At 66.7% G+C, this 23,934-nt stretch carries 25 protein-coding genes and 1 other RNA gene; 10 read left to right on the top strand and 16 right to left on the bottom strand.

Features of this window, described 5'->3' with window-relative positions; translation table 11 throughout:
* Window positions 1-39: 39 nt before the first annotated feature.
* Window positions 40-963: a tRNA (adenosine(37)-N6)-dimethylallyltransferase MiaA gene (gene miaA, locus QU595_RS16300; protein WP_315924504.1), complete on the bottom strand. Its 924-nt coding sequence runs from the start codon at window positions 961-963 to the stop codon at window positions 40-42.
* Between miaA and serB the strand changes: the two genes are divergently transcribed.
* Both serB and QU595_RS16310 read left to right on the top strand, forming a co-directional pair.
* On the top strand, window positions 962-1,849 hold the full coding sequence (serB, locus tag QU595_RS16305) for a phosphoserine phosphatase SerB (RefSeq protein ID WP_315923762.1): 888 nt from the start codon (window positions 962-964) through the stop codon (window positions 1,847-1,849). The two genes, miaA and serB, sit on opposite strands and share 2 nt — an antisense overlap.
* Window positions 1,846-2,418 carry a GNAT family N-acetyltransferase gene (locus QU595_RS16310; protein WP_315923764.1) on the top strand — a complete coding sequence of 191 codons (573 nt, stop codon included), beginning with the start codon at window positions 1,846-1,848 and terminating at the stop codon, window positions 2,416-2,418. The genes serB and QU595_RS16310 overlap by 4 nt, the downstream gene beginning before the upstream one ends.
* A 46-nt stretch (window positions 2,419-2,464) precedes the next feature.
* Here QU595_RS16310 and QU595_RS16315 read toward each other — a convergent pair whose 3' ends face one another.
* From QU595_RS16315 to QU595_RS16340, 6 genes are all read right to left on the bottom strand, one after another.
* The gene (locus QU595_RS16315; RefSeq protein WP_410000522.1) at window positions 2,465-3,949 is read right to left on the bottom strand and encodes a DegQ family serine endoprotease; all 1,485 of its coding nucleotides are present in this window, start codon (window positions 3,947-3,949) and stop codon (window positions 2,465-2,467) included.
* Window positions 3,950-4,168: 219 nt separating this feature from the next.
* The gene (locus tag QU595_RS16320) at window positions 4,169-4,354 is read right to left on the bottom strand and encodes a DUF2065 domain-containing protein (RefSeq protein ID WP_315923768.1); all 186 of its coding nucleotides are present in this window, start codon (window positions 4,352-4,354) and stop codon (window positions 4,169-4,171) included.
* A gap of 3 nt (window positions 4,355-4,357) precedes the next feature.
* Window positions 4,358-5,299, bottom strand: a complete 942-nt coding sequence (locus QU595_RS16325; protein WP_315923769.1) for a protease modulator HflC — start codon at window positions 5,297-5,299, stop codon at window positions 4,358-4,360.
* Window positions 5,299-6,402: an FtsH protease activity modulator HflK gene (gene hflK, locus QU595_RS16330; RefSeq protein ID WP_315923771.1), complete on the bottom strand. Its 1,104-nt coding sequence runs from the start codon at window positions 6,400-6,402 to the stop codon at window positions 5,299-5,301. The genes QU595_RS16325 and hflK overlap by 1 nt, the downstream gene beginning before the upstream one ends.
* 168 nt (window positions 6,403-6,570) lie before the next feature.
* Window positions 6,571-7,089 (bottom strand): dihydrofolate reductase, encoded by a 519-nt coding sequence (locus tag QU595_RS16335; RefSeq protein WP_315923773.1) that lies wholly within the window; start codon window positions 7,087-7,089, stop codon window positions 6,571-6,573.
* Window positions 7,089-8,123, bottom strand: a complete 1,035-nt coding sequence (locus QU595_RS16340; RefSeq protein WP_315923775.1) for a DUF4424 domain-containing protein — start codon at window positions 8,121-8,123, stop codon at window positions 7,089-7,091. The genes QU595_RS16335 and QU595_RS16340 overlap by 1 nt, the downstream gene beginning before the upstream one ends.
* A gap of 111 nt (window positions 8,124-8,234) precedes the next feature.
* Between QU595_RS16340 and cobF the strand changes: the two genes are divergently transcribed.
* On the top strand, window positions 8,235-9,008 hold the full coding sequence (gene cobF, locus QU595_RS16345; RefSeq protein WP_315923777.1) for a precorrin-6A synthase (deacetylating): 774 nt from the start codon (window positions 8,235-8,237) through the stop codon (window positions 9,006-9,008).
* A gap of 40 nt (window positions 9,009-9,048) precedes the next feature.
* Here the strand turns inward: cobF and QU595_RS16350 are convergent, their stop codons facing one another.
* The 4 genes from QU595_RS16350 to modA form a co-directional block, all read right to left on the bottom strand.
* On the bottom strand, window positions 9,049-9,390 hold the full coding sequence (locus tag QU595_RS16350) for a winged helix-turn-helix domain-containing protein (RefSeq protein WP_315923779.1): 342 nt from the start codon (window positions 9,388-9,390) through the stop codon (window positions 9,049-9,051).
* Window positions 9,391-9,469: 79 nt separating this feature from the next.
* A complete protein-coding gene (gene modC, locus QU595_RS16355; protein ID WP_315924506.1) occupies window positions 9,470-10,621 on the bottom strand; it encodes a molybdenum ABC transporter ATP-binding protein in 1,152 nt (383 codons plus the stop codon).
* A 2-nt stretch (window positions 10,622-10,623) separates the two neighbouring features.
* The gene (gene modB, locus QU595_RS16360; RefSeq protein ID WP_315923781.1) at window positions 10,624-11,328 is read right to left on the bottom strand and encodes a molybdate ABC transporter permease subunit; all 705 of its coding nucleotides are present in this window, start codon (window positions 11,326-11,328) and stop codon (window positions 10,624-10,626) included.
* Between the two features lie 37 nt (window positions 11,329-11,365).
* Window positions 11,366-12,166, bottom strand: a complete 801-nt coding sequence (modA, locus tag QU595_RS16365) for a molybdate ABC transporter substrate-binding protein (protein ID WP_315923783.1) — start codon at window positions 12,164-12,166, stop codon at window positions 11,366-11,368.
* Window positions 12,167-12,353: 187 nt separating this feature from the next.
* Between modA and QU595_RS16370 the strand changes: the two genes are divergently transcribed.
* Window positions 12,354-12,560 carry a molybdopterin-binding protein gene (locus QU595_RS16370; protein ID WP_315923785.1) on the top strand — a complete coding sequence of 69 codons (207 nt, stop codon included), beginning with the start codon at window positions 12,354-12,356 and terminating at the stop codon, window positions 12,558-12,560.
* A gap of 73 nt (window positions 12,561-12,633) precedes the next feature.
* Here QU595_RS16370 and QU595_RS16375 read toward each other — a convergent pair whose 3' ends face one another.
* A complete protein-coding gene (locus tag QU595_RS16375) occupies window positions 12,634-13,353 on the bottom strand; it encodes a TetR/AcrR family transcriptional regulator (RefSeq protein ID WP_315923787.1) in 720 nt (239 codons plus the stop codon).
* A gap of 167 nt (window positions 13,354-13,520) precedes the next feature.
* On the opposite strand from QU595_RS16375, the gene QU595_RS16380 reads away from it, so the two are divergent.
* A complete protein-coding gene (locus tag QU595_RS16380) occupies window positions 13,521-14,729 on the top strand; it encodes a multidrug effflux MFS transporter (protein WP_315923789.1) in 1,209 nt (402 codons plus the stop codon).
* 55 nt (window positions 14,730-14,784) lie between these two features.
* Here the strand turns inward: QU595_RS16380 and QU595_RS16385 are convergent, their stop codons facing one another.
* Both QU595_RS16385 and ssrA read right to left on the bottom strand, forming a co-directional pair.
* Window positions 14,785-15,339: an AAA family ATPase gene (locus QU595_RS16385; protein WP_315923791.1), complete on the bottom strand. Its 555-nt coding sequence runs from the start codon at window positions 15,337-15,339 to the stop codon at window positions 14,785-14,787.
* A 99-nt stretch (window positions 15,340-15,438) separates the two neighbouring features.
* Window positions 15,439-15,800: a transfer-messenger RNA gene (gene ssrA, locus QU595_RS16390) on the bottom strand.
* 152 nt (window positions 15,801-15,952) lie between these two features.
* Between ssrA and QU595_RS16395 the strand changes: the two genes are divergently transcribed.
* From QU595_RS16395 to QU595_RS16415, 5 genes are all read left to right on the top strand, one after another.
* Entirely contained in the window at window positions 15,953-16,261 is a 309-nt protein-coding gene (locus QU595_RS16395) for a DUF2853 family protein (RefSeq protein ID WP_315923793.1), read from the top strand.
* A gap of 172 nt (window positions 16,262-16,433) precedes the next feature.
* Window positions 16,434-17,228, top strand: coding sequence for a thymidylate synthase (locus QU595_RS16400; protein ID WP_315923795.1), 795 nt, complete (start codon window positions 16,434-16,436; stop codon window positions 17,226-17,228).
* 176 nt (window positions 17,229-17,404) lie between these two features.
* Complete coding sequence (locus QU595_RS16405) at window positions 17,405-17,935, top strand: SspB family protein (protein WP_315923797.1); 531 nt, start codon at window positions 17,405-17,407, stop codon at window positions 17,933-17,935.
* 14 nt (window positions 17,936-17,949) lie between these two features.
* Window positions 17,950-18,192 (top strand): DUF4169 family protein, encoded by a 243-nt coding sequence (locus tag QU595_RS16410; protein ID WP_315923799.1) that lies wholly within the window; start codon window positions 17,950-17,952, stop codon window positions 18,190-18,192.
* On the top strand, window positions 18,189-18,416 hold the full coding sequence (locus QU595_RS16415; RefSeq protein WP_315923801.1) for a ribbon-helix-helix domain-containing protein: 228 nt from the start codon (window positions 18,189-18,191) through the stop codon (window positions 18,414-18,416). Before QU595_RS16410 ends, QU595_RS16415 begins: the two co-directional genes overlap by 4 nt.
* Before the next feature lie 17 nt (window positions 18,417-18,433).
* Here the strand turns inward: QU595_RS16415 and QU595_RS16420 are convergent, their stop codons facing one another.
* Window positions 18,434-22,288 carry an AsmA family protein gene (locus QU595_RS16420; RefSeq protein ID WP_315923803.1) on the bottom strand — a complete coding sequence of 1,285 codons (3,855 nt, stop codon included), beginning with the start codon at window positions 22,286-22,288 and terminating at the stop codon, window positions 18,434-18,436.
* A gap of 186 nt (window positions 22,289-22,474) precedes the next feature.
* A complete protein-coding gene (locus QU595_RS16425) occupies window positions 22,475-23,887 on the bottom strand; it encodes an FAD-binding oxidoreductase (protein WP_315923805.1) in 1,413 nt (470 codons plus the stop codon).
* Window positions 23,888-23,934 lie beyond the last annotated feature (47 nt).

Below are 23,934 nucleotides of genomic sequence, written 5' to 3' on the forward strand. Positions count from 1 at the left end.
ATTCCAAGTTGCATATCGAGGCACCGCGCCCATTTGCGGTTACAGCCGGTCGCCGAGGGGGATGCGCACCCATTCCGGACCGAGCTGGTGCCTGAACCACGTCGCCTGCCGCTTGGCGTATTGCCGCGTGGCGATCTTGGCGCGTGCGATAGCGTCCTTTGCCGCCATGTCGCCGGCCAGCACGTCCTGAAGCTCGCGCACTCCGATCGCCTTCATGGCTGGCAGGGAAGCGTCGAGCCCGAGGGCTGCCAGTTCCCGCACCTCGTCCAGCCCGCCCTCCTCCATCATCCTGTCGAAGCGGGCGTCGATACGCCGTACGAGCGCATCGCGCTGCGGCTCGACGACCAGGAAGCGGGCGCTGGAACGGTCGATGAGCGGCTCTGCGCGATCCGCCTGCCAGTCCAGGATTGAGCGGCCGGATGCATCCAGGACCTCCAGCGCGCGCACGATGCGCTGCCCGTCGCCCGGCCGCAGCCGCGCCGCCGTCCCGGCATCGCGCTGGGCGAGGACGGCATGGAGCGCGGGCGCCCCCAGCCGGGCCAGTTCCCCGCGCCAGTGGTCGCGCACGGAAGCCGGTATCGCGGGCATCTCGGCGATGCCTTCCGCCAGCGCGCGGAAATAGAGGCCGGTGCCGCCGACGAAGATCGCCTTGCGTCCCGCGAAAGCTCCTTCCCGGATCAGGCGCATCACGTCGCGAAGCCACGCGCCGGTGGAATAGGCGATCGACGGATGGACATGGCCATAGAGCAGATGCGGCACCTGCGACGTCTCGGCCGCGCCGGGCCGCGCCGTCAGCACGTTCAGGATCGAATAGACCTGCATGGAATCGGCATTGACGATCACCCCGCCCTCGCGAACAGCCAGGTCGAGCGCCAGAGCCGACTTGCCGCTGGCGGTCGGCCCGGCTATCAGGATCGCGTTCTTCACGCGGCCCGGAGCCGCCTGCTCACCGGATCCTTCCATGTCGCTCGTTGCCACGCTCGTTTCCCATCCTGCCGCGCGCATCCTGTCGCCGGCACTTGCGAATAAGGCGTCTTTGGCGGTCGGCGCAAGCACGGTGCGCTGGCTGGCCGAATCGGAGGCCTGCGACATCGACCTGCCCGAAGGCGCGGACGGCGCGGAAGCGGAGGCCGCCTTGCGCGCGGCTTTGGGCCCCGAGCCGGTGGACGTTGCCGTCCAGCCCGCGTGGCACCGCCGCAAGAAACTGCTGCTGGCCGACATGGATTCCACCATGATCGACCAGGAATGCATCGACGAACTGGCGGACGAGGTGGGCCTCAAGGAGCGGGTGGCCGACATCACCGCCCGCTCGATGAACGGCGAGATCGCCTTCGAGCCGGCCTTGAGGGAACGGGTCGCCCTGCTGAAAGGGCTGGAGATCGAGGTGGTCGACCGCATCGTCGCCAGCCGCCTGACGCTGGCTTCCGGCGGCCGAGCCCTGGTGCAGACCATGCGTGGCGCAGGCGCCTATACGGCACTGGTGTCCGGCGGCTTCGAGGTGTTCACCGGCCGCATCGCCGAAATGCTGGGCTTCCACGAGCACCAGGCCAACAGGCTGATCGAACGGGAAGGCCGCTTCGCCGGCGAGGTCGGTGAACCGATCCTCGGCCGTGCGGCCAAGGCTGCGGCGCTGCTCGCCATTTCCACCCGGCTCGGCCTGACGCCCGCGGATGCCATCGCGGTCGGCGATGGTGCCAACGACCTCGACATGCTGAACCTGGCGGGCACCGGCGTCGCCCTGCATGCCAAGCCCTCGGTCGCGGCAGCCGCCCGGATCCGCATCGACCATGGCGACCTCACCGCCCTGCTCTACCTCCAGGGCTATTCGCGCAAAGAGTTCGCACAATGAAGCTGATCCGCACCGGGCGCCTGATCCTGCGCAATTGGGAGGAACGCGACCGGGGCCTGTTCCATCGCATAAATTGCGACGAGCAGGTGATGGAATTCTTCCCCTTCCGCCGCGATCGGGCGCAGGCCGATGCCAAGATGGACGAGATAAGCGCGGAAATCTCCCGCGACGGCTATGGCTGGACCGCCGCGGAAATCGCCTCGACCGGTCAATGCATCGGCTTCGTCGGGCTGCATGATGCGGAGATCGGGCCCTTCGCACCGCCCGGATCGATCGAGATCGGCTGGCGGCTGGCGCCGGAATTCTGGGGCCACGGCTATGTCACCGAGGCGGCGGCCGCCTGGCTCGACTTCGGTTTCGAGACGCTCGACAGGCATGAGATCATTTCGTTTGCCGTGTCCGGGAACAAAAAATCCACACGCGTGATGGAGCGGCTGGGAATGCGCCGCGACGTTTCCGCGGACTTCGACCATCCGCGAGTGCCGGACAGCCACCCGCATCTGAGGCGGCACGTCTTCTACCGGCTTTCCCGCGAAGACTGGCAGGCCAGGAAAAAGGCGGCATCATAGCCGCCTTTTTCACCTCTGGAACAACGGGTTAGAACCCTTTCCGGACTCAATCCATCCGGATCGTGACAAAGCGCAGCTCGCCCGATTTCGAGGCCAGCATGAGCAGCGCGTTCTTGCGGCCCTGCTCCTTCAACGCGCCGATCCGGTCCATCACGTCCTTCGGCGTGGCGACCGATTCCTGCGCGATCTCGGTGATGACCTCGCCCGGCTGCACGCCGCGCTCCGCCGCGGCGGACCCTTTGGCCACGTCCGTGACCACCACGCCCGAGACGTCGGCGGCGATGCCGAACCTGGCGCGCGTGGCCTCGTTGAGTTCGCCGACCGTCATGCCGAGCACGGTGGCGGTCGCGACCGGAGCGGCCTCGTCGCCGCCATTGCCTTCATCCGGCTTTGCCTTGTCGGCTTCGGCCAGCTTCTCGCCGTCCTCGAGCCGGCCGAGCGTGACCTTGACGGTCTGCTCCTTGCCCTTGCGCACGATGACGACATCGACAGCCTTGCCGACCGGGCTTTCGGCGACGATGCGCGGCAGGTCGTGCATGTCGCGGATATCCTTGCCGTCGAACTTGGTGACGACATCGCCCGGCTGTATCGAACCGTTGTCGACCGGACCGCCCTTGATGATGCCGGCGATCAGCGCGCCCTTCGGCGCCGCCATGCCGAGGCTTTCCGCGATTTCGGCGGTGACGGGCTGGATGCGCACGCCAAGCCAGCCGCGCCGGGTCTCGCCATATTGGCGCAACTGGTCGACCACCCCCGCCGCGAGTTGCGAGGGAATCGCGAAGCCGATGCCGATCGAGCCGCCCGACGGCGAAATGATGGCCGTGTTGATGCCGATCACCTCGCCGTTCATGTTGAACAGCGGGCCGCCGGAATTGCCCCGATTGATGGCGGCATCCGTCTGGATGAAGTCGTCATAGGGCCCGGAATTGATGTCGCGGTTGCGCGCCGAGACGATGCCCAGCGTCACCGAGCCGCCGAGGCCGAACGGGTTGCCGATGGCCATGACCCAATCGCCGATGCGCATCTTGTTGGAATCGCCGAATTTCACGGCGGTCAGCTTGTGGCCCTTGGGGTCCACCTTCAGCACGGCGATGTCCGTCTTGGTGTCGGTGCCGACCAGCTTCGCCTTCAGCGTGGTGCCGTCGGAGAAGTTGACCTCGATGTCGTCGGAGTCGGCGATCACGTGGTTGTTGGTCACCACATAGCCTTCGGTGGCATCGACGACGAAGCCCGAGCCCAGCGACTGCACCTTCTGCGAACCGCCGCCGCCCTTGTCGCCGCCGCGATCCTTGAAGAAATCGTTGAAGAAATCCTGGAAGGGCGAGCCTTCCGGAAGCTGCGGCATCGGCACCGCGCCGGGGCCTTCCGTGCCCTTCACCGTCTGCGAGGTGGAGATGTTGACCACGGCGCCCAGAAGCCCTTCGGCAAGGTCCGCGACCGAGGCCGGCCCGTTGGCGGCCGCCGCCGACATGCTGGTGGCCTGGGCCGGAGGCGCGAAGGAAGGCGCGGCGAGCGCGCAAAGGGCGAGCATGAGCGCGGGGCCGGCAGGCAGCCGCGCCGTCGCGCGCTTGAGGGAGACGCGCCGGCTGGCCGCTCGCAAGAGGGTTTCGGTGGTCATCGGGGCCTCCCGGCACGTTGGTTTGAAAGGGAAAGGCGCTCCACCAGGGCCGCGCCTTGCGTCATCATGTCAAGAAATAAGGCACGTTTGCGGCTGCTGCCAGCGGCTCCGCATAAAACCGGGCGGCGCGGTTCAGCCACGCACCAGCCATACGACGCCGACGCCGGCCGCGATCGAGGCCAGGCCGGCGATCCTCAGCGTCGAATCCGAGGTGGATTGCACTTCCGCGGCGAGCTTGCGGGCCAGCGTCGGGAAGCCGCCATAGACCAGGCCCTCGACGACGAGAACCAGGCCCATGGCGGCCAGGAAGTCCGACACCCGCTATTGCCCGGCGGCGGGAGCCGCGGTCCGCGCGGCCGGCGCACCCGACGCCGCGCCCGGCAGCTTGCCGTCGGGATCGCGGAAGAAGCGGAAGAACTCCGAGTTCGGCGACAGGAGCATCGTGGTGCCGGTGTTGTCCAGCGCCGTCCCGTAGGCGTTGAGCGAACGGTAGAAATCGAAGAAGCCCGGGTCGCGCTGGTAGGCGGCGGCGAAAGTGGCGCTTCGCTGGGCGTCGCCCTCACCGCGCAGGATTTCCGATTCCTTGTTGGCCTCGGCGATGATCTCGATCACCTCGCGGTCGGCCCGGGCGCGAATGCGCTGCGCCGCCTCGTTGCCGCGTGCCCTCAGCCTCTCGGCCTCGGCCAGGCGCTCAGCCTTCATGCGGTCGTAGGTCTGCTGGGAAACCTCCGCCGTGAGATCGGTGCGGCGGATGCGCACGTCGTCGATCTCGAGGCCGAGCGAGGTCGCGTCGGGCCGCAGCTGGTCGCGCACTTCGCGCATCATCGACGCGCGTTCTTCCGAAAGCGCCGCCTCGAAGCCGCGCAGACCGTAGACACGGCGCAAGGCCGCGTCGAGACGCGTCTTCAACCGCTGCTCGGCCAGATCGACGCTGCCCGACACCGCCGCGCGGAAGACCCGCGGATTGGAGATGCGGTAGGCGATGAAGGCGTCGACCTCGTAGAACTTGCCGCCCGAAACCTGGACGCGGATGTTGTCGAGATCGAAGCGCAGCACGCGCTTCTCGACCATCTGCACCGTGTCGGCATCGAAGAAGCCGAACGGCAGCTTGAAGTAGATGCCCGGTTCGGCCTTCACGTCCACGATCTCGCCGAAGCGCAGCACGATCGCCTGCTGGCGGGCGTTGACGACGAATACGGACGAGTAGACCAGGAACAGGGCGATCGCCGCGATGACTGCAATGATGGGAAGCCTGTTGGACATTACTGGTTGCCTCCCGTGGTCGCCGGGGCCTTGGGCTGCAACGCCGGCAGCGGCAGGTATGGCACCGGCCCCGTGCCCGCGCCGGGCTCCACGATCACCTTGCTGGAATCCTTCAGCACCTTCTCCATCGTCTCGAGGTAGAGGCGCTTGCGGGTCACGTCCGGCGCCTTGGCATATTCGTCATAGACGGAGATGAAGCGCTGCGCCTCGCCTTCCGCCTCCTGCACCACGCGGTTCTTGTAGGCAGCCGCCTCTTCGCGCACCTGCGCGGCCTGGCCGCGCGCCTGGCCGAGCTTCTGGTTGGAGTACTGATTGGCCTCCTCCACGAAGCGGTCCTCGTCCTGCTCGGCGCGCTGCACTTCGTCGAACGCGTCGGCCACTTCGCGCGGCGGCGCGGCATCCTCGATCGAGACCGCATTGACCGTCAGGCCGGCATGGTAACTGTCCAGCGTGTTCTGGATGATCTCGCGCACCGAAGTGGCGATGCCCTGGCGGTCGTCGCGGAAAATGTCCTGCGCGGGGCGCCGGCCGACGGCCTCGCGCATGGCGCTCTCGGCAACCTGCCGCAACATGCCGTCGGGATCGGAAACGTCGAAGAGATATGATTTGGGATCGGACACCTGGTAGGCGACCGAGAACTGCACGTTGACGATGTTCTGGTCGCCCGAAAGCATCAGGCCCGACGTGTCGCCGCTGCGCGCGCCGCTGCCGATGTTGACGAGCTGCTCGGAAATCTTGGCGGTCTCGACCGTCTCGATCGGCCACCAGTGGAAATGCAGGCCCGGTTCGGAAAGCTGCGCCTTGGGCTGGCCGAAGCGCAGTTCCACCGCCACCTCGTCGGGCTGCACCGTGTAGATGGCCTTGAAAGCCCACAGGGCCACCAGGACGAGCGCCACGAGGCCCCAGAACGCGGGAGTACCGCCTCCGCCGCCGGGCAGCGCGCGTCGCAGCCGGTCCTGGCCGCGCCGGATGATGTCCTCCAGATCGGGTGGGGAACCTTGCGGCCCTCCCGGCCCGCGCGGACCTTGCCCCCACGGCCCCTGATTACCTCCGCCGCCGCCCCATGGGCCGCCGCCTCCGCCGCTCTTATCGTTCCAGGGCATAAATGTCCTTTCGCTTGGTCCCTCAGGGCGCCTGAGACGGCGCAGATCCTCCAGCCGCAGCAGGGAGTTCGTTCTTCTATAGGCAGGCGGCGACGCGCTTTCAACGCATCGCCGCGCTTCCCTTGGCGTTTGGGCCCTGCCGGATGGCCCCCGCGACGGTTTGTCCTGTCAGCCGGCCACGCCGCGTCGCTCGTAGACGGCGTGCCGCGTGGCGTGGCTGTCCCTTTCGCCCGCCGCGATTTCCTCGGACGACACCTGGCGCCATGCCGCCGGATCGATGGGCGGGAAATGCGCGTCGCCCTCGACCTCGGCCAGCACGTGGGTGACGTGGAGGCGGTCGGCCAGCGGCAAGGCCTGGCGGTAGATCTCCCCGCCGCCGACGACGCAGACCTCGTCCACGCCCGCCATGCAGCGCGCCCGCGCCCTGGCCAGCCGGACCGCGTCGTCCAGCGAATAAGCGACCTCCACACCTTCGGCGCGCCAGTCGCGGTCGCGCGTCACCACGATGTTCAACCGGCCCGGCAGGGGCTTGCCGATACCCTCATAGGTCTTGCGGCCCATGATGATGGGCTTGCCCATCGTGTCCGCCTTGAAGCGCTTCAGGTCGGTCGAGAGCCGCCACGGCAGGCCGCCGTCACGGCCGATCACGCCGTTTTCGGCAATGGCTACGTGGATGGCGATGTGCATCAGTCGGCGCTCCCGCTGTCTGCGGGCGCGTCGCTGGCAGCCCGGTCGAGGATCAATAGGTCGATATCTCTGTCCGGGAAATAGTCTTCCGCCGTCATCTCGAAGGTCGTGGGCCCGACCTTGCGCACATTCGTGCCGCAGAAGGAAACCAGGCTGTCCGCCTTGCCCTTGTCGATGGTCAGCTTGAACTTGCCGATCGAACCCAGCGCCCAGTTCCCGCCCGTGGTCAGCACGTAGGACAGCCGGTTCTCGATCAACTGCGGATAGCCGTCGGGACTGTCCTTCGCGGCCTTGCGCACGGCGTTCTCGAAGCCTTCGTCCATGCAGTAGCGGGTCTTGTAGGTGTCGTACTGGCCCTGGAACTTGCCGTCGTAGAAGAAGCTCAGCCCGGCCGTGCCGCCGACGCTGGGCTTGTACCGGTGGGAAACGCGCACCTCCTTGCCCGCCGGAAAGACCGTGCGCCACCAGTAGGTCGAGTGCAGGGTCCAATAAGGCGTGCGCACGCTCTTCCAGCCGGAACCGTCGTCATATTCGTTCATGATGATGATGCCGCGCGACAGCCAGTCGTCGGCGACCTTCTGCGGCACCTTTTCCAGAGCGGAAATCGCCGCGTCCCCATAGGGATAGAGCGGAATCTTCTGTGCTTTCAGTTCATCGGTGACCTCGATGCCGACCGCGAAGGCGCGCTGCTCCAGTTCCGGCTTGACCGGCTTGCCGTCGATGGACATGTCGAAGCCGAGGAAATTGTCGTCCGGATCGTCGGGGATCGCCGGCATTTCGTAGGGATTGCCCTCGATGTCGGGCAGCGGAAAGGCCACGATGGTGTCGACGTCCTTGTCCGAACGGTTGTGGAACACGTAGTCCACCGTCACCTTCTCGCGCGAGATGAAAAGGTTCTCGCTGTCCATCGAGACGGCGTCGCTGCGCGACAGGATCACTCCACCGGTGCCCAGTTCCGCGGTCGAATCGTTGGCGAAAGCCGGTTGCACGGCAAAAAAGGCTGCGCTGAGAGCGAGCGCGGCGCGCAGGAACATGGCAGCGATTCCTCAAATCCCGGTGGCCGCCGGAACACTAGAAGCTTTTCCCGCCGGTTCAAGCTTGCGCCCGCACTGGACAGGCTCCTTGCGTTGCGGCACGAGTGAACCATGCGAACGCTTCTGGTCATCGGCATCGGCGCCGGCAATCCCGAACATTTGACGGTTCAGGCCATCAACGGCCTCAACCGCGCCGACGTGCTGTTCATCCCCGACAAGGGCGCGAGGAAGAACGACCTCGCCGAACTGCGCCGCCAGATCTGCGACCGGTTCGTCACCAACCCGGCCTCGCGCCGCGTCGAGTTCGACGTGCCGGTGCGCGCCGAGCCCACCTCGTCCTACCGCGCCACGGTGGACGACTGGCATGAGGCCATCGCCGGCATCTACGAGGCGCTGATCCGCGACGAATTGCCGGACGACGGCATCGGCGCCTTCCTGATCTGGGGCGACCCTTCCCTCTACGACAGCGCGTTGCGCATCCTTGAACGCGTCCGCGACAGGGACAATGTCGAATTCGCGCTGGAGGTCATCCCCGGCATCACCGCCATCCAGGCGCTGGCCGCCGGCCACAGGATGGCGCTGAACCGCATCGGCGATCCCTTTCTCGTCACCACCGGCCGCCGGCTGACGGAGGAAGGCATGCCCGGCAACGCCGGCACGGCAATCGTCATGCTGGACGGCAAATGCGCTTTCCGCACGCTGGCCGACAAGGAACTGGAAATTCACTGGGGCGCCTATCTCGGCACACCGGACGAGATCCTGGTTTCCGGACGGCTGGGCACCGTGGAGGACGACATCGTGCGGTTGCGCGAGGAAGCGCGCGGCCGCAAGGGCTGGATCATGGACACCTATCTGTTGCGCAAGCCCGGCGAACCGGAGGAATAGGACAAGTTCCTCACCCTCCCCTGGGACGGCAAAAAGGGCGCTACCCGGCGTCGATTTCGGCCTGCAGCGCCTCCATATGCGCCGTCGCGGCGGAAGTGGCGGCCCGCTCGATGGCGCGATAGCGGCTGACCACGGCGAGACCCACCGCCGTGAGCTGCGCGCCGCCGCCCTTGCGGCCGCCGGTCTGTGCCGCCACCAGCGGCTTGCCGAACACGCGGTTCATGTCCTCCACCAGGTCCCAGGCATGTTTGTAGGACATCTCCATGCCGCGCGCGGCGGCCGAAATCGAGCCGAAGGCGGCGATCTGCTCCAGAAGCTCGATCTTGCCGGGGCCGATCCGGCCGTCCGGGTCGAGATTGATGCGCAGGCTCAGCGAAGGCATGGTTTTCTCCGTAACCGTTGCGACCATAGCGCCTGGGCCTGCGCAGCGCTATTGCCTAACGCCATAACGCTCCCGGCGGTTACAAATGCACGTCCGCGCGCGCGCCCGCGGCGACGTTGCCCTCGAAGCTCACCGTCTTGATCACGGCGAACACCGCAAGGCCCGGCCGAAGCCCCAGCATCTGCCGCGACTGCTCGGTGATGCGCGCCAGCACAGGCACGCCGTTGCAATCGATCCGCACCCTGACGGACGCCCCCTCGCCGGTTTCGATGCCCTCGATATGGCCGGCCAGTATATTGAGCGCCGAAAGGCCGTGCGGCCGCTCGGTCGCCAACATCACGTCGCGGGCACGGATGCGCAGCCGCACCGGCGCGCCGATTTCCAGCCTGAGACGCGGCACGTGGATTTCGCCGGCCGCCGACGACAACACGCTCATGCCGAAGCGTTCATCATGCGAGGCCACGCTGGCTTCCAGCACCGAACCGCCCTCGCCGCGCTCGTCCGCTGGCAACAGGTCGAGGCGCTGCATGATCTCGGCGGTGGGGCCGAATGCCGTCACCCTGCCGGCCGAAAGCACCGCCACCTCGCTGGCCAGCCGCGCCACTTCGGCCAGCGAGTGGCTGACATAGAGGATCGGTATCCTGGTTTCGTCGCGCAGCCGCTCGATATAGGGTATGATCTCGGCCTTACGCGCCTCGTCCAGCGAAGCCAGCGGCTCGTCCATCAGGAGCAGCTTGGGGCTCGCCAGCAAGGCGCGACCGATCGCCACCCGCTGCTTCTCGCCTCCCGACAGACGCGACGGCTTGCGATCGAGCAGATGCGAAATGCCGAGCAGGTCGACCACCGATCCCATCTCCGCATAGCGTTCGGCCGGCGGCGTGAACCAGCGTCCGTAACGCAGATTGTGCGCCACGCTCATATGCGGGAACAGCCGCGCATCCTGGAACACCATGCCGATGCGCCGCCTGTATTTGGGCACGAAGATGCCCCTGTGCGTATCGACCAGCACGCGCCCGTCCACCGCGATGCGTCCCTCGTCGGGCCTGGTCAGCCCCGCCACCATGTTGATCAGCGACGTCTTGCCGGAACCGGAAGGGCCGAACAGCGCGGTCAGCCGGCCGGCGCTCTCGAAACGCGCATCGAGCGTGAAGGCGCCCTGCCGGTGGCTGACGGCCACCGATACCGAATCGCGGCGCCCTTGCGGCACAGGAGTTTCCGTCGCACCGGCCATGTTCATTCGATGTCCAGCCGCCGGCCGACGCGCCGCGCCAGCACTTCCGAAGCCACAAGCGCGGCCATGGAGATGACGATGCTGATGAGAGTGAGGCGCAGCGCACCGGCATCGCCTCCCGGCATCTGCGTGAACGTGTAGATGGCGGAAGGCAGGGTCTGCGTCTCGTTGGGAATGTTGGAGACAAAGGTGATGGTGGCGCCGAACTCGCCCATCGCCTTGGCGAAGGAGAGGATGGCGCCGGCGATCATGCCGGGCAGGATCAGCGGCAGCGTCACCGTGCCGAAAACCCAGAGCGGGTTGGCGCCGAGCGTGCCGGCCGCCGCTTCCAGCTTGCGGTCCACCGACTCGATGGACAACCGAATGGCGCGAACCATCAGCGGAAAGCCCATCACGCCGCAGGCAAGCGCCGCACCCGTCCAGCGGAACGAGAAGACCAGCCCGAAATAATCGGCGAAGAGGGCACCGGCCGGGCCGCGCCGGCCGAAGGAAAGCAGCAACAGATAGCCCGTGACCACGGGCGGCAGGATGAGCGGCAGATGCACGACGCCGTTGAGCACCGTCTTGCCCCAGAATTTGCCGCGCGCCAGCAGCAGCGCGATCAGGATGCCCGGCGGCAGGGAGGCGATCATGGCCACGGTCGCCACCTTGATCGACAGCCGGACCGCGTTCCATTCGTCGGGCGTGAGGTCCAGCAGCCAGTCCATATTCCGTTATCGGCCCCGCTCTAAAAAGCTTCGAAGCCTACTTCGCGCCGGTCAGGAAAGTGAAGCCCTGGGCCTCGAACAGGCTCTTGGCCTTGTCCGATTTCAGGTATTCCTCGAACGCCGTGGCGTCGGCATTCTTCGATTCCGCCGTCACCGCCACCGGATAGACGATCGGCGGATGCGAATCTTGCGGGAAGGTGCCGACGATCTTGACGCCCGGCTCCACCGCCGCGTCGGTCTGGTAGACGATGCCGAGCGGCGCCTCGCCCGTGGCGACGAGCTTCAGCGCGGCGCGCACGTTCTCCGCCTGCGCCACCTTGTTCTCGACCGACGACCATGCGCCGAGCGCCTCCAGCGCCGCCTTGCCGTACTTGCCGGCCGGCACCGCCTTGACGTCGCCCATGGCGATCTTGCCGTCGCCGAGCAGGCCGGCGAGGTCGAAACCCTTCCCGATCTCCACAGCCGCCTTCGAATCGGCCGGCGCCACCAGCACGATGCGGTTGCCGAGCAGTCTGGTCTCGGTATCGGCCTTGGTGAGTTTTTTGTCGGAGAGATACTTCATCCAGTCGAGGTCGGCCGAGATGAAGATGTCGGCCGGCGCGCCTTCCTCGATCTGCCTGGCGAGCGCCGAGCTTGCCGCGTAGGAGATCTTGGCCGACTTGCCCGTCTCGGCCTTCCAGGCGTCGTTGACGTTGTCCAGCGCGCCCTTGAGGCTTGCCGCGGCGAAAACGATGACGTTGTCTTCTGCCTGCGCTGCCGGCACCGCCGCCACGAGCATCGCCGCGAGGCCGCCGATGGCGGCCATCATGCCCAGTCCGAATTTCCTGCGCGTCAACATGGAGATCTCCCCGTTCCGATGAAAACTATCTGGTTCAGCCGTTTCGATATATACAGATGAATATAACAAAGGAAGCGGGCCGAGGCCGGCTCGCTCCAGTTTTCAAAAGCATTTGCCACCTTTGCGCGGGCGGCTTAGATGGTGACGTCCGTATATATCGTCCACCCGAACCATTCAGGAGAAACTCATGAAGATCAGCGCGCGCAACCGGCTCAAGGGCAAGATCGTCGAACTGACCAAGGGCGCCACCACGGCGCACGTGCGCATCGACGTCGGCGGCTCGGTCGTGACGGCCGCGATCACCAATGAGGCGGTGGACGAACTGAAGCTGGCCGTCGGCCAGGATGCCTATGCCGTGGTCAAGGCCTCGGACGTGATGGTGGCGGTGGACTGACGCGGTTATCGCACCGGATAGTCCGGCTCATGAAAAGGACGGGCATCGCCCGTCCTTTTGCGTTCCTCGCGGCTCACACAGTTCTTATCGCAGGCCCGGGTCTTGTCGCAGGCTCAGGCGACGCGCCCTTGGCAGCGTCGCCGCCCGCGCACGGTCGCCCGAAAGCGCGCAGGAACGTGCGCACGCCGTTGGTCGAAGCGGCCTTCACCTCCTCGGGCGTCGGCGTGCCGCCGAGCATGAAAGTCAGTTGCAGATCGGCATTGACCAGCGCCAGGAACTGCCGCGCCGCAAGGTCGGGATCGTCCATCTGGAGCAGGCCGGCGAAGGCCAGGCGGGCGAAGCGCGCTGCCAGCGCCGACCAGGTCTTGCCCGGTCCCTGCTCGCGCCAATCCGCGAAGAGTTCGGGATAGCGCGCGCTCTCGGCCTGGATCAGCTTGCGCAGGAACTTGCCTTCGCGGTTGCAGATGCAATTGCGGTTGAGCCGTTCGGCAAAGGCGACGAGTTCGGCCTCTAGCTCCTGCGGATGGTCGGGGAAGGTGCCGAGCGTGGCGAAGACGCCGGCGTTGGAACGCTCGGTCAGGTCGCGCACCACGGCCATGAACAGCTTTTCCTTGTCGCCATGGTGGTTGTAGACGGTCTGGCGCGACACGCCGGCCTCGACCGCGATCAAATCGATATTGGCGCCGGCAAAACCCTCCCGGCAGAACACCTCGCCCGCGGCATCGATGATGGACATGCGCTTGGCATTGTGTCCGCGTGGCGGGAGGGTGTCAGGAGAAATGGCCGTGTTCATGAAAAATCTATATAGCAGCGATTGACGAATTGGACAACACTGTCTAAAAATATGGTCATCCAATCTAGGAATCTCGCCTCTCCCGTGTCGGGATTCCGGGACTTCGAACGTCCTGTGGCCGCCTGCTCCTCCCGCAGGCAGTCGAAAAAGATCCGAGAGTGTCAGCCATGTCTCCGAAATTCCTGCGCACCGCAGTCGTGCTCGGCCTTTTGTCTGCCATAGGCCCCTTCGCCATCGATATGTACCTGCCGGCGCTGCCCTCGATCGGCGAAGACCTGCATGCGAGCACGGCCGCCGTGCAGATGAGCCTGCTCATCTTCTTCCTGTCCATGGGTTTCGGCCAGATCGTCGTCGGGCCGATCTCAGACATGCTCGGTCGCAAGGCGCCGCTCTATGGCGGGCTGCTGCTGTTCATGGCCGGCGGCATCGGCGCCGCACTCGCCCCCGATGCGGAATGGCTGATCGCCTTCCGCGCCATCCAGGGCCTCGGCGCCTGCGCCGGCATGGTGGTGCCGCGTGCCGTCGTGCGCGACCTGCACACCGGCGTCGAGGCCGCAAAGCTGATGTCTTTGCTGATGCTGGTGTTCTCGGTGTCGCCGATCCTGGCGCCCCTCACCGGCTCCTTCATCATCGAGGCATTCGGATGGCGCGGGGTGTTCTGGACCGTCAGCGGCGCAGCACTCATAGCGGTCGTGCTCCTGGCGACCTCGCTCACGGAAACCCGGCTGCCCGAGCATCGCGCCGGCAGTTCCCTGCGCGCGGCGCTGCGGGGCTACCGTTTCCTGCTCGGCGACCGCAAGTTCCTCGGGCTCACCGCCATCGGCGGCTTCGCCATCTCCTCCTTCTTCGTCTACCTGTCGAGCTCGTCCTTCATCCTGATCGACCATTACGGGCTGTCGCCGCGCGCCTATAGCGGCTTCTTCTCGATCAATGCGGTGTCGTTCTTCGCCATGTCGCAGCTCACCGGCGTGCTTTCGCAGCGTTTCGGGCTGAACCGGGTCGTGCGGGTCGCCGTGACCGGCTACGCCACCACCATGGTGGTGCTGCTGGCGCTGATGGCCTCCGGCGCCGACCAGCTCTGGGTGCTGGCAGCGCTGCTGTTCGTCGGCTACGGCTTCGTCGGCCTGGTCATCCCGTCCACCTCGGTTCTGGCCATGGACGATCACGGCGAGATCGCCGGCACCGCCTCCGCCCTCATGGGCACGCTGCAATTCGGCATCGGTGCGGTGGCAATGGGCGTGTCCAGCCTGTTCTTCGACGGCACGCCGCTGCCGATGGTGGCCGGCATCGCGCTCTGCGCCGTGATCTCCTTCACCATCGCGCAGTTCACGCTCGGGGGCCGCGCGCGCGTGGCGGCGCAGGCCCCGGCGGAATGAACCATCGGAATGAACCGGTAGCAGACCAGAAAGGCCGGGATTTCCCGGCCTTTTTTCATGGTTGCGTGCCGACCTGCGAAACTACGAAACGCATCCGCTCCGCCACGGAGGCACGCGGCACCTCCACCAGGTCGTAACCCAGCCCGGCATAGGTCTCGGCCATCGCCGCATGGGTGCGCGCGGCCTCATCGAAATCCTGCCTGCGTTCATCGTCCTGCCGGAATATCTGCGGCCAAGGCGGCAGCATGAAGACCTTGCGGTTGTAGCGGAAGCGCCGCGCCGCCGCCTCGACATGCGAAGGCACCGGCAATCCCGTCAGCTTCAGGTAGCCTGCGACGTCCGGCACGCCGCGGTCGAAGAAGACCGGACCGCCGCGTGACGCCGCCTCTTGATGCGAGCGCAGTTCCCACGCCAGCATCAATTCCGCGAACAGTGCCGGATCGTTCCACGGCAAGGCCGGTCCGCCGACCGCCATCTGGTCGCGGATGATGGCGCGCCCGGCTTCGGGCATCGTCGCGAATCCGGCTGCCTGCAAGGTTTCGATCAGCGTCGTCTTGCCGGAGCCAGGTCCGCCGCTCAGCACGAAATATCGGTCGGTTGCGGCAGTCATCGGATTTGTCCCTGGAAAAAGGCAGCGCACGCAAGCGATCCGCGCCGGCACGGACCGAACGCGCGAGGCCGCGGCAAAGAAGGAAAGGAAGATGAAGGAAGTGGAGGCTTCTGTTGCCAGGTGCCTCCGGACCCCGCTTAGACCTGCGACGGCCTAAGGCTTGATTTGAAGCGTTCGCGCCGCATTAAGCAGCGAGACGAGCTTCCGCATAGTTGTCGTTGGCAACTATAAGTTTAGCCCGATAACGGTGGTACAATGCCGGGCAAAAGCACGATCTTTACACCTTCGTCGATCCTGTTTCGCCCCCATCAACAACCGCCGCCTGTCTGGCCGGCGGCTGTTGGTGGAGGCGCCGGGTACCGCCCCCGGGTCCGAACGGCTTATTTCATCGCCTGTTTATCGCCATAGTCGGTCGAGCCGACGAAGCGAATATAGGCAGCGGCGCGGCAAAATGGAAGGGCCGGCCGCCATTCCCTTCGACGTTGCGAAGGGTTGACTTGAAGCCGCTCTCAATCGAAGCTCCGGCCAGGTGAGGAGAGTCTGCTTGATCGCAAGGGTTGCGGCGGTTTCTCGGCCTCGCCGCATGGATCGATGGCTCCGACGGGGAATTCCGATGACCGACTATCTGGCAGACGTGAAGAAGTACGATGCCGCCGCCGACGCGGCGGTGGTCGAAAAGATCGTGAAGCATCTGGGCATCGCGCTGCGCAACCGCGATTCCTCGCTCGTCTCGGCCACCGACCAGAAGGAACTCGACCGGGTTCGGGACAATTGGGCGGTGAAGAAGCTCGGCGTGGACGCCGCCAAGGGCGAGGCAGCCGTCGCCAAGGTCGCCAAGACCATGGCGGCCGACCATTCCAAGGGCCGCGTCACCTTCTACTATCTGGTGGCCAAGGAACTCGGCAAGCTCGCCACCATCTAGGCAGCACCTTCCGAAGCGCTTCATCGACGCGCGCCGAACCGGCGCGCGCGATGGGCGGTCGTCCCTCCCCTGGGGACAGCGTGGAAAAGCCGCCCGGATCGGCCATGCGCCGAGTGTTCGCTGCATCGTCGATGGGCTATGATCGGCCGACAACGAAGGGCGGCCCGAGTCGATGCGCCAATATCTCGATCTTCTCAGACATGTGCTGGACAACGGCACGGACCGGGGCGACCGCACCGGCACGGGCACGCGTTCCGTTTTCGGCTACCAGATGCGCTTCGACCTGTCGGAAGGCTTTCCCGTCACCACGACCAAGAAGCTGCACCTGAAGTCGATCATCCACGAGCTTCTGTGGTTCCTGGCCGGCGACACCAACGTCAAATACCTCAACGACAACGGCGTCACCATCTGGGACGAATGGGCCGATGCAAACGGCGAACTGGGTCCGGTCTACGGCAGGCAATGGCGTTCATGGCCGGCACCGGATGGCGGCCATATCGACCAGATCGCCTGGCTGCTTCGGGAAATCCGCGAGAACCCGCAGTCGCGGCGCCTCATCGTTTCCGCCTGGAATCCGGCGCAGGTGGATGCGATGGCGTTGCCGCCCTGCCATTGCCTGTTCCAGTTCTATGTTTCGCAAGGCAGGCTTTCCTGCCAGCTCTACCAGCGTTCGGGCGACATCTTCCTCGGCGTTCCGTTCAACATCGCCTCCTATGCGCTGCTCACCATGATGGTGGCGCAGGTGACCGGGCTTAAGCCCGGCGAATTCGTCCACACGCTCGGCGATGCGCATCTTTATTCGAACCATTTCGAGCAGGCGCGCGAGCAGCTTTCGCGCACGCCGAAAAAATTGCCGACCATGTGGATCAACCCCGAGGTGAAGGACCTGTTCGCCTTCCGCTTCGAGGATTTCCGCCTCGAAAACTATCAGGCGGACGCCAATATCAAGGCGCCGATCGCCATTTAGCGGCATGGCACGCCGCGATCCCTGGCCGCGATCCCTGAATGTCGGCCGGTCTCCGGAACCGGCAAAAAAAGCACCGGCCAGCTTCCAGCGGCAATGCGCGCCGTCTATATGCGGTTTACGAGCCCGCCAAGCTTGATTACAGCTATTGCGACGAGTCAGAGGAACCGCAGCGCCACATGGCCGACGACCACATCCGCTATGACATTCTCGCCCAGGAGGCCCTGCGCGGCGTGATGCGCAAGGTGCTGGCCGAGGTCGCGCGCACGGGCCTTCCCGGCAACCACCATTTCTTCATCACCTTTCTCACCACGGCCCCCGGCGTGCGCATCTCCAGCCGGCTGCGCGAGCGCTATCCGGAGCAGATGACCATCGTCATCCAGTTCCAGTACTGGGACCTGAAGGTGTCGGAAACCGGCTTCGAGATCGGCCTGTCCTTCTCCGACATCCCCGAAAAGCTCGAAATCCCGTTCTCCGCCGTGCGCGGCTTCTACGACCCGTCGGTGAATTTCGAACTCGAATTCGACGTGCGCACCGACCAGCCGGCGGAAGAAGACAAGCAGGAACCGGCGCCCCAGCCGGTCGCGGTCGAGCCGCAGAAGCCGGCGAGCCGCAAGAAAGCCGCCGAAGCCGAGAAGGCGGCTTCCGAGGCCGCAGCCAGCGGCAAGGGGGCCGACGTCGTCTCGCTCGACGCCTTCCGCAAGAAATAGCGGCCGCCAGCCCGATGGCCGAGATCGTCAATCTGCGGCAGGCGCGCAAGCAGAAGGCGCGAACGGAAAAAGAGCGCGCCGCCGAGCAGAACCGCGCCCTTCACGGCCGCCCCAAGGCCGAGCGCGAGCGGCAGGATCTGCTGCGCGCCCAGTCGGAACGCTTCGTCGAGGGCCACCGCCGCGACGCTGCCGGTTCGAAGGCCGGGCCTGGCAGCCCGGAAGACGGCTACCCAGACGGCAGCCCGGAACGCGAATGAGCCTGGTGCGCAAGCATTCGGTGGCCATTCGCGGGCACCGGACCTCCTATTCCCTCGAACAGCCCTTTCATGAAGTGCTTCTTTCCATCGCGGCGCAGAAGAACATGCCGCTGGCGGCGCTGATCGCCGAGATCGACGCCGAACGGCCGCGCGATGCCAATCTGTCGTCGGCGCTGAGGGTGCATGTGCTGCGATGGGTACAGGCGGGCGGCAGGACCGGCTGACCCGCCCCCGCGCGGCCTCACTGCAAGGTTTTCAGGAAATCGCCGAGCGAAAAAGGCTTCGACGCCGGAGCGGCGGGCGCGGACCGTTCGCGCGGCGTCGGTTGCTCCGGAGCCGGCGGCGCCTGATCGAGGACTTTCTGCCGCGCCTGCTCCGCGGCCTTCTGGGCCTCTTCCCGCGCCTTGCGGTCGGCGGCGGCCTGTTCGGCCGCGCGGCGTGCCTGCTTCTCGTCCTCGGCCTTCCTCGCGGCCTCGGCCGTCGCTGCGTCGGCGTCGGCCTTGGCTTTCGCGTCAATGCGCGCCTGTTCGGCGGCGGCCGCCGCAGCCGCCCTCGCCCGGTCCTCCTCCAGCCGCCGGATCTCCGCCGCCGCCTTCTCGCGTCCGGCCTGAAGCGCCGCATAGTAGCGCACCTCGCGCCGCAGCCGCTGTTTCTCCAGCAAGGCCGACTGCATCGCCTCGACGCGCTGCTGCTCCCGCTCCAGCGCGCGCTGAGTCAGGAATTGCGCCAGCGGTGCGCTGTCGAAGCTGCGCTGCGTCGCGCCGAACGGCCCTTCGACGGAGAAGTTCAGCACCGGCGCCGAACCCACCAGCGCTTCGTCGCCCGGCTTGTAGGCGATCGAGCCTCGCGCCGCGACGGTTTGCGCGCCGAAATCGGCCGCAAGGTCGCTGGTCAGCGTCGAGCCGGGAGAGGCGAAATCGACCGGCGGCACCCGCAGCGTTCCACTGGCGACGGTGAAGGCGACCTGCGTGTCGGGCGCGGCGAAACGGCCGGCCTTGGCGATTGCGGGCGCAAAGGCCGCGACCGCGGCGGCATCGATGTCGCGCCCGGCCTCGTCGGCCTTGGCAATGAAGGCGGGCAAGGCGTCCGGGTTGAGATTGTCGATCGCCAGTCCCTTGAGCGAGGCGGTCCCCGAGCCGGACAAGGCCGAGATCATGCCGTCGACCGACTTGCCCCCGGCCGAAAGCGTGGCGGAGAGGTCGCTTTTTCCGCTCAGGCCCGCCTGCGGCAGCATCGCCGCCAGATCGACGCCCGAGGCCGTCAACTGGCCGGAGAACAGCCCCGTGCCGCCATTGTTCCTGAGTTCGAAGAGACCGGCGATTTGCCCGCCGAAAAGCCTGGCCTTCAGGTTCGAGACATGCAGTCCCTCCGGATCGAGCTTCAATGTCAGCGAGGCATCGTCGGCCGTGGCGACGGGCGCGGCCAGGAGGGCGCTGGCGGTCAGGTCCACTTCGGCGCTGAACGGCGCGGCCGAAGCCGGCGCGAACGGGGCGGTCGGCCAGCCCTTGCCGTCGCCGGCCAGCGCCTGGCTACCGAAAACCATGGCTGCGACCGGCGCAAGATCCAGTTCGTCCAGCGCCAGGGCGCCCGTGAGATGCGGCCGGCCGTCTTTGATATCGGCATTGATGTCGCCCGAAACGGCGGCCTCGTTGACCGCCCCTTCGAGGCCGGAAACCACCAGCAAGCCGTTGCCGTAGTCCGCATCGGCGGCAAGGTTCACCGCCGTGCCCGTTCCCATGCCGGGCAGCGCCATCCCGGTGGTCATCAGCCACGGCTCCATGTCGGCCGCATCGATGGCAAGCTTGCCCTTGGCGGTCGGTCCCTGCTGCGGGGCGAAAGCGACAGTGCCGTCGAACAGGGCCTTGAAGTCGACGCCCGAGAAATTGAAGCTGGTGGCGAGCCCGCCCGCCAGGGTGCCCTTGGCATTGAAACCGGTCGTCGCCTCGCCAACGAGGCCGAGCGGCAGCACGGGCAGTCCATAGAGCGCCAGGAGCGCGGTGGCATCCTTGTTGCTGGCGTTGAAGGTCGCCGCGAGCGTGGCCTTGTCCAGTTCGCCCGGCTTGCCCTGGCCCGACAGGGAGGCGGAAAAGGCCGAGCCGCCGGCATCGCCCTGCGCGGACAGCGCCAGTCCGGTCGAACCGTCGCCATTGTCGGCCGCGCTGGCGACGAAATCGATCCGGGCGTCCTGCAAAAGGTCGGGATAGGCCTCGGCCCGCGCCGACAGTCCCTTGAGCACGGCGTTGCCGGGATAATGGGAGGCCGCCATGGCGACGAGCGGCTCGAGGTCCACCGCCAGCACGGAAGCGTCGAGCTTTCCGGTCGGGCTCGCCGGGAAATCCTTGATGCGGCCCGTCGCGCTGATCGAGGCCCCCGCCAGTCCGCCCACCGACAGCCTGTCGATCTCCAGAACGCCTTCGCGCAGGCGAAGCGCGGTGTCCAGCGTATCGGCGGTCAGGCCCCATGCATCCACCGGCCCTGCCTTCACCTTGAAATCGAGGTCCCGGTCGGCGAAGCGGTTGTCGCCCTTGTCCGACACGAACAGCGAGGCGAAGGCGGCCAGGCCTTGGACATCCAGCGCGCCGCCGTCCAGCGTCATGACGACCGAAGGGCGGGCGTCGCCGGGCTCGGCCGCGTCGAGGCGGCCGGAGAATTTCGCCTTGCCGAGCATCAGTTCGAGATTGCTGAAGCTTTGCCGCTGGTCGCTCATGTCGACATCGGCCCTGAAGCCGGCAGCCGGCAGGCGGCGGATCGCCTCATCCACATCCTTGGCCAGCCACGCGGCAAAGCCGGAAGGCTGGCCCACCGCCAGAAGCAGCGAGCCCTTGAAGCCGATGCCGTCGTCGATGCCGAGCAGCCCGTTGGCCTCCAGCGTGGCGCGGCCCGGCAGGGTCGCGGCAAAGGAGTTCACCGTCCAGCCGCGCTCGGCCGGCTCGGCGGACAGGCGCACGTCGCGTATGGTGGTGTCGCCGGCCACGACTGCCGGCAATCCGACATCGACCGTGCCGGGAATGGTGGGACGCGGCAGGCTCGACAGCGCCTTCTCGACCGCCGACACCCGCCTGGCCAGCGTCATCCCCGCGCCGCTGCCCACGGCCTCGTCGAACTGCACCTGCGCTCCGGTGGCCTTCACGGAAAAGCGCGGGGTCGCGCCGATATCGACCGTGGCCGAGCCGTCGGCGGTGTAGGGATTGTCCAGCGGCCCGGTTTCGAAACGGAATTCCGGAAAGGCCAGCCTGCGATGATCGAGCTGGAACTTGCCGTGCAGCCGGTAGCCGGGCTCGGCCTTGCCGGCTGTGACCTTGCCGCCGTTCGCCTCGACGCTCTGGCCGCCCGTAGCGAGAGGCCCTGCGGCCCTGCTGTCGGTTCCGGCGAGCTGGAACTGGCCGGAATAGCTGGCCGCGCCGTTTTCAAGCCCGGCGGTTCCGTCCGTCTCGAAGGCCAGCGGATAGGCGTCCGGATCGGCTTTCACCCGCAAGGCGATTCGCCCGTTCTTTTCCGCCTTCCCGGTGGAGACGGAGACGCGCGAACGCAATCCATCGAAGCGCAGCGAGCCGTCCATCCGCCACGGCCCTTCCAGCGAGCGCGCGGACACGACCGCGTCGATGTGGGAAATCCGGTGGCTGCGGCCGCCGGCGGCGTGGCGAAGCTCCACCTGCCCGTCGGTGATGCTCAGCTTCTCGATGGAGACCTGCCCGGGATCGAACGGCGAAGAAGGCCGCACCGCCCAGTCCACCGTGCCGTCGTCGGCGACTGCGATCGTCGCCTTCGGGCGTTCCAGCCGCATGTCGAAGATGAGCACCTCGCCGCGCAGGAAAGGCGCAAGCTCGGCGTCCATGGAGAAGGTGTCCACCGTCATGGCCGGCTGGCCGTCCGGGCCGCCATTGACGGAAACGTCGGTGAAGGTGACGGACGGGAACGGCAGCAGCCGGGCCTTGGCCTCGCCGCGCACGGTAACCTTGCGGCCGAGGATGGCGCTGGCCTCGCGCTCGAAATCGGCCCGGTAGCCGGTCCAGTCCACGAAAGGCGGCACCACCAGCGCCGCAAGCAGCACCAGCACCACGAAACCGCCGACGATCACGAAAAGACGAGCGAGCATCACCCAACGCGCGTTACCGGGAATGTGGCCGCACTCTAGCCCGTTAAGAGCGTCATGAAAGAGGCAATTCTGTGCCGGGCCGGCCACCTGCCGCAAATGCCGCAACCATCGGCTCCGGCATGTCGCCGCCAGACCGTCTTGCGGCGGAACGAGATGGGGAGGCTGGCGGGCCGGAGCCGCGCCTTATCACTCCGCCGGCAGCACCTTGCCGGGATTCATGATGTTCAGCGGATCGAGCGCCTGCTTGATCGTGCGCATCACGTCCACGCCGTGCCCCATTTCCTCACGCAGGAACGCCGCCTTGCCCTGGCCCACGCCGTGCTCGCCCGTGCAGGTGCCGCCCATGGCGATGGCGCGCCGGTTGAGCCGCGCTACGAACTTCTCCACCAGCGCAATCTCGGCCGGGTCCTCGGCGTTCATCAGGGCGAGCGTGTGGAAATTGCCGTCGCCGGCATGGCCGACGATGGGCGCGATCAGCCCCATTTCGGCTATATCGGCCTCCGTTTCGGCTACGCATTCGGCCAGCCGCGAAATCGGCACGCAAACGTCCGTGGACAGGCCCTTGGCGCCGGGCCTGAGCGTCAGCGACGCCCAATAGGCGTCGTGCCGGGCCTTCCACAGCTTGGCGCGCTCCTCGGCGACCGCCGTCCACAGGAACGGCCCGCCGCCCTCCTCCTCGGCGATCATGCCGAAGGTTTCCGCCTGCTCGGCGACGCTCGCGTCCGAACCGTGGAATTCGACGAACAGGCACGGGCTTTCGGGAAAATCCAGCTTCGAATAGGTCTTCATCGCGCGCATCTGCAAGGCGTTGACCAGTTCGATCCGAGCCACGGGGATGCCCATCTGGATCGTCGCGATCACCGCCCTCGAGGCCGCTTCGAGCGTCGGGAACGGGCAGACCCCGCCCGAGATCGCCTGCGGGATGCCCTGCAGTTTCAACGTCAGCGCTGTGATTATGCCGAGCGTGCCTTCCGAGCCGACCAGCAGGCGCGTCAGGTCGTAGCCGGCGGCGCTTTTCCTGGCCCGGCCGCCGGTGGTGATCGCTTCGCCGTCGGCCATCACCGCCGTCAGCGACAGCACGCTTTCGCGCATCGTCCCGTAGCGCACGGCATTGGTGCCGGAAGCCCTCGTCGCCGCCATGCCGCCGAGCGTGGCGTTGGCGCCCGGATCGATCGGGAAGAACAGGCCGGTGTCGCGCAGATGGTGGTTCAGTTCCTCGCGCGTCACGCCGGGCTCTACCGTGCAGTCGAGGTCCTCGGCGTTGACGGCGAGGATGCGGTTCATGCGGGAGGTATCCAGCGAAATGCCGCCGCCCGGCGCGTTGACGTGGCCTTCCAGCGAGGAACCGACGCCGAACGCGATCACCGGCACGCGATGCAGGGCGCAGACGCGCACCACCTCCTGCACTTCGGCGGTCGATTCGGGGAAAACCACTCCGTCGGGCGCCTGCGTGGGAATGTAGGTCGTCGTGTGGGCGTGCTGGCCGCGGATCGCCTCCCCGGTCTGGAAGCGCTCAGCGAATCTCTGCTTGAGAATGCCCAGCGCGGCGGCAATGCCTTCCTCGTTGCGCTCGACCGGCGCGAGGTCGCTCAGAGCCATGTTTTCCTCCGCGAACGGACCAGCGCGGCCCTTGTCCCGAAACTATG

The organism is Mesorhizobium sp. SP-1A (assembly GCF_032460275.1).
In the GTDB taxonomy this organism is placed as follows: domain Bacteria; phylum Pseudomonadota; class Alphaproteobacteria; order Rhizobiales; family Rhizobiaceae; genus Mesorhizobium.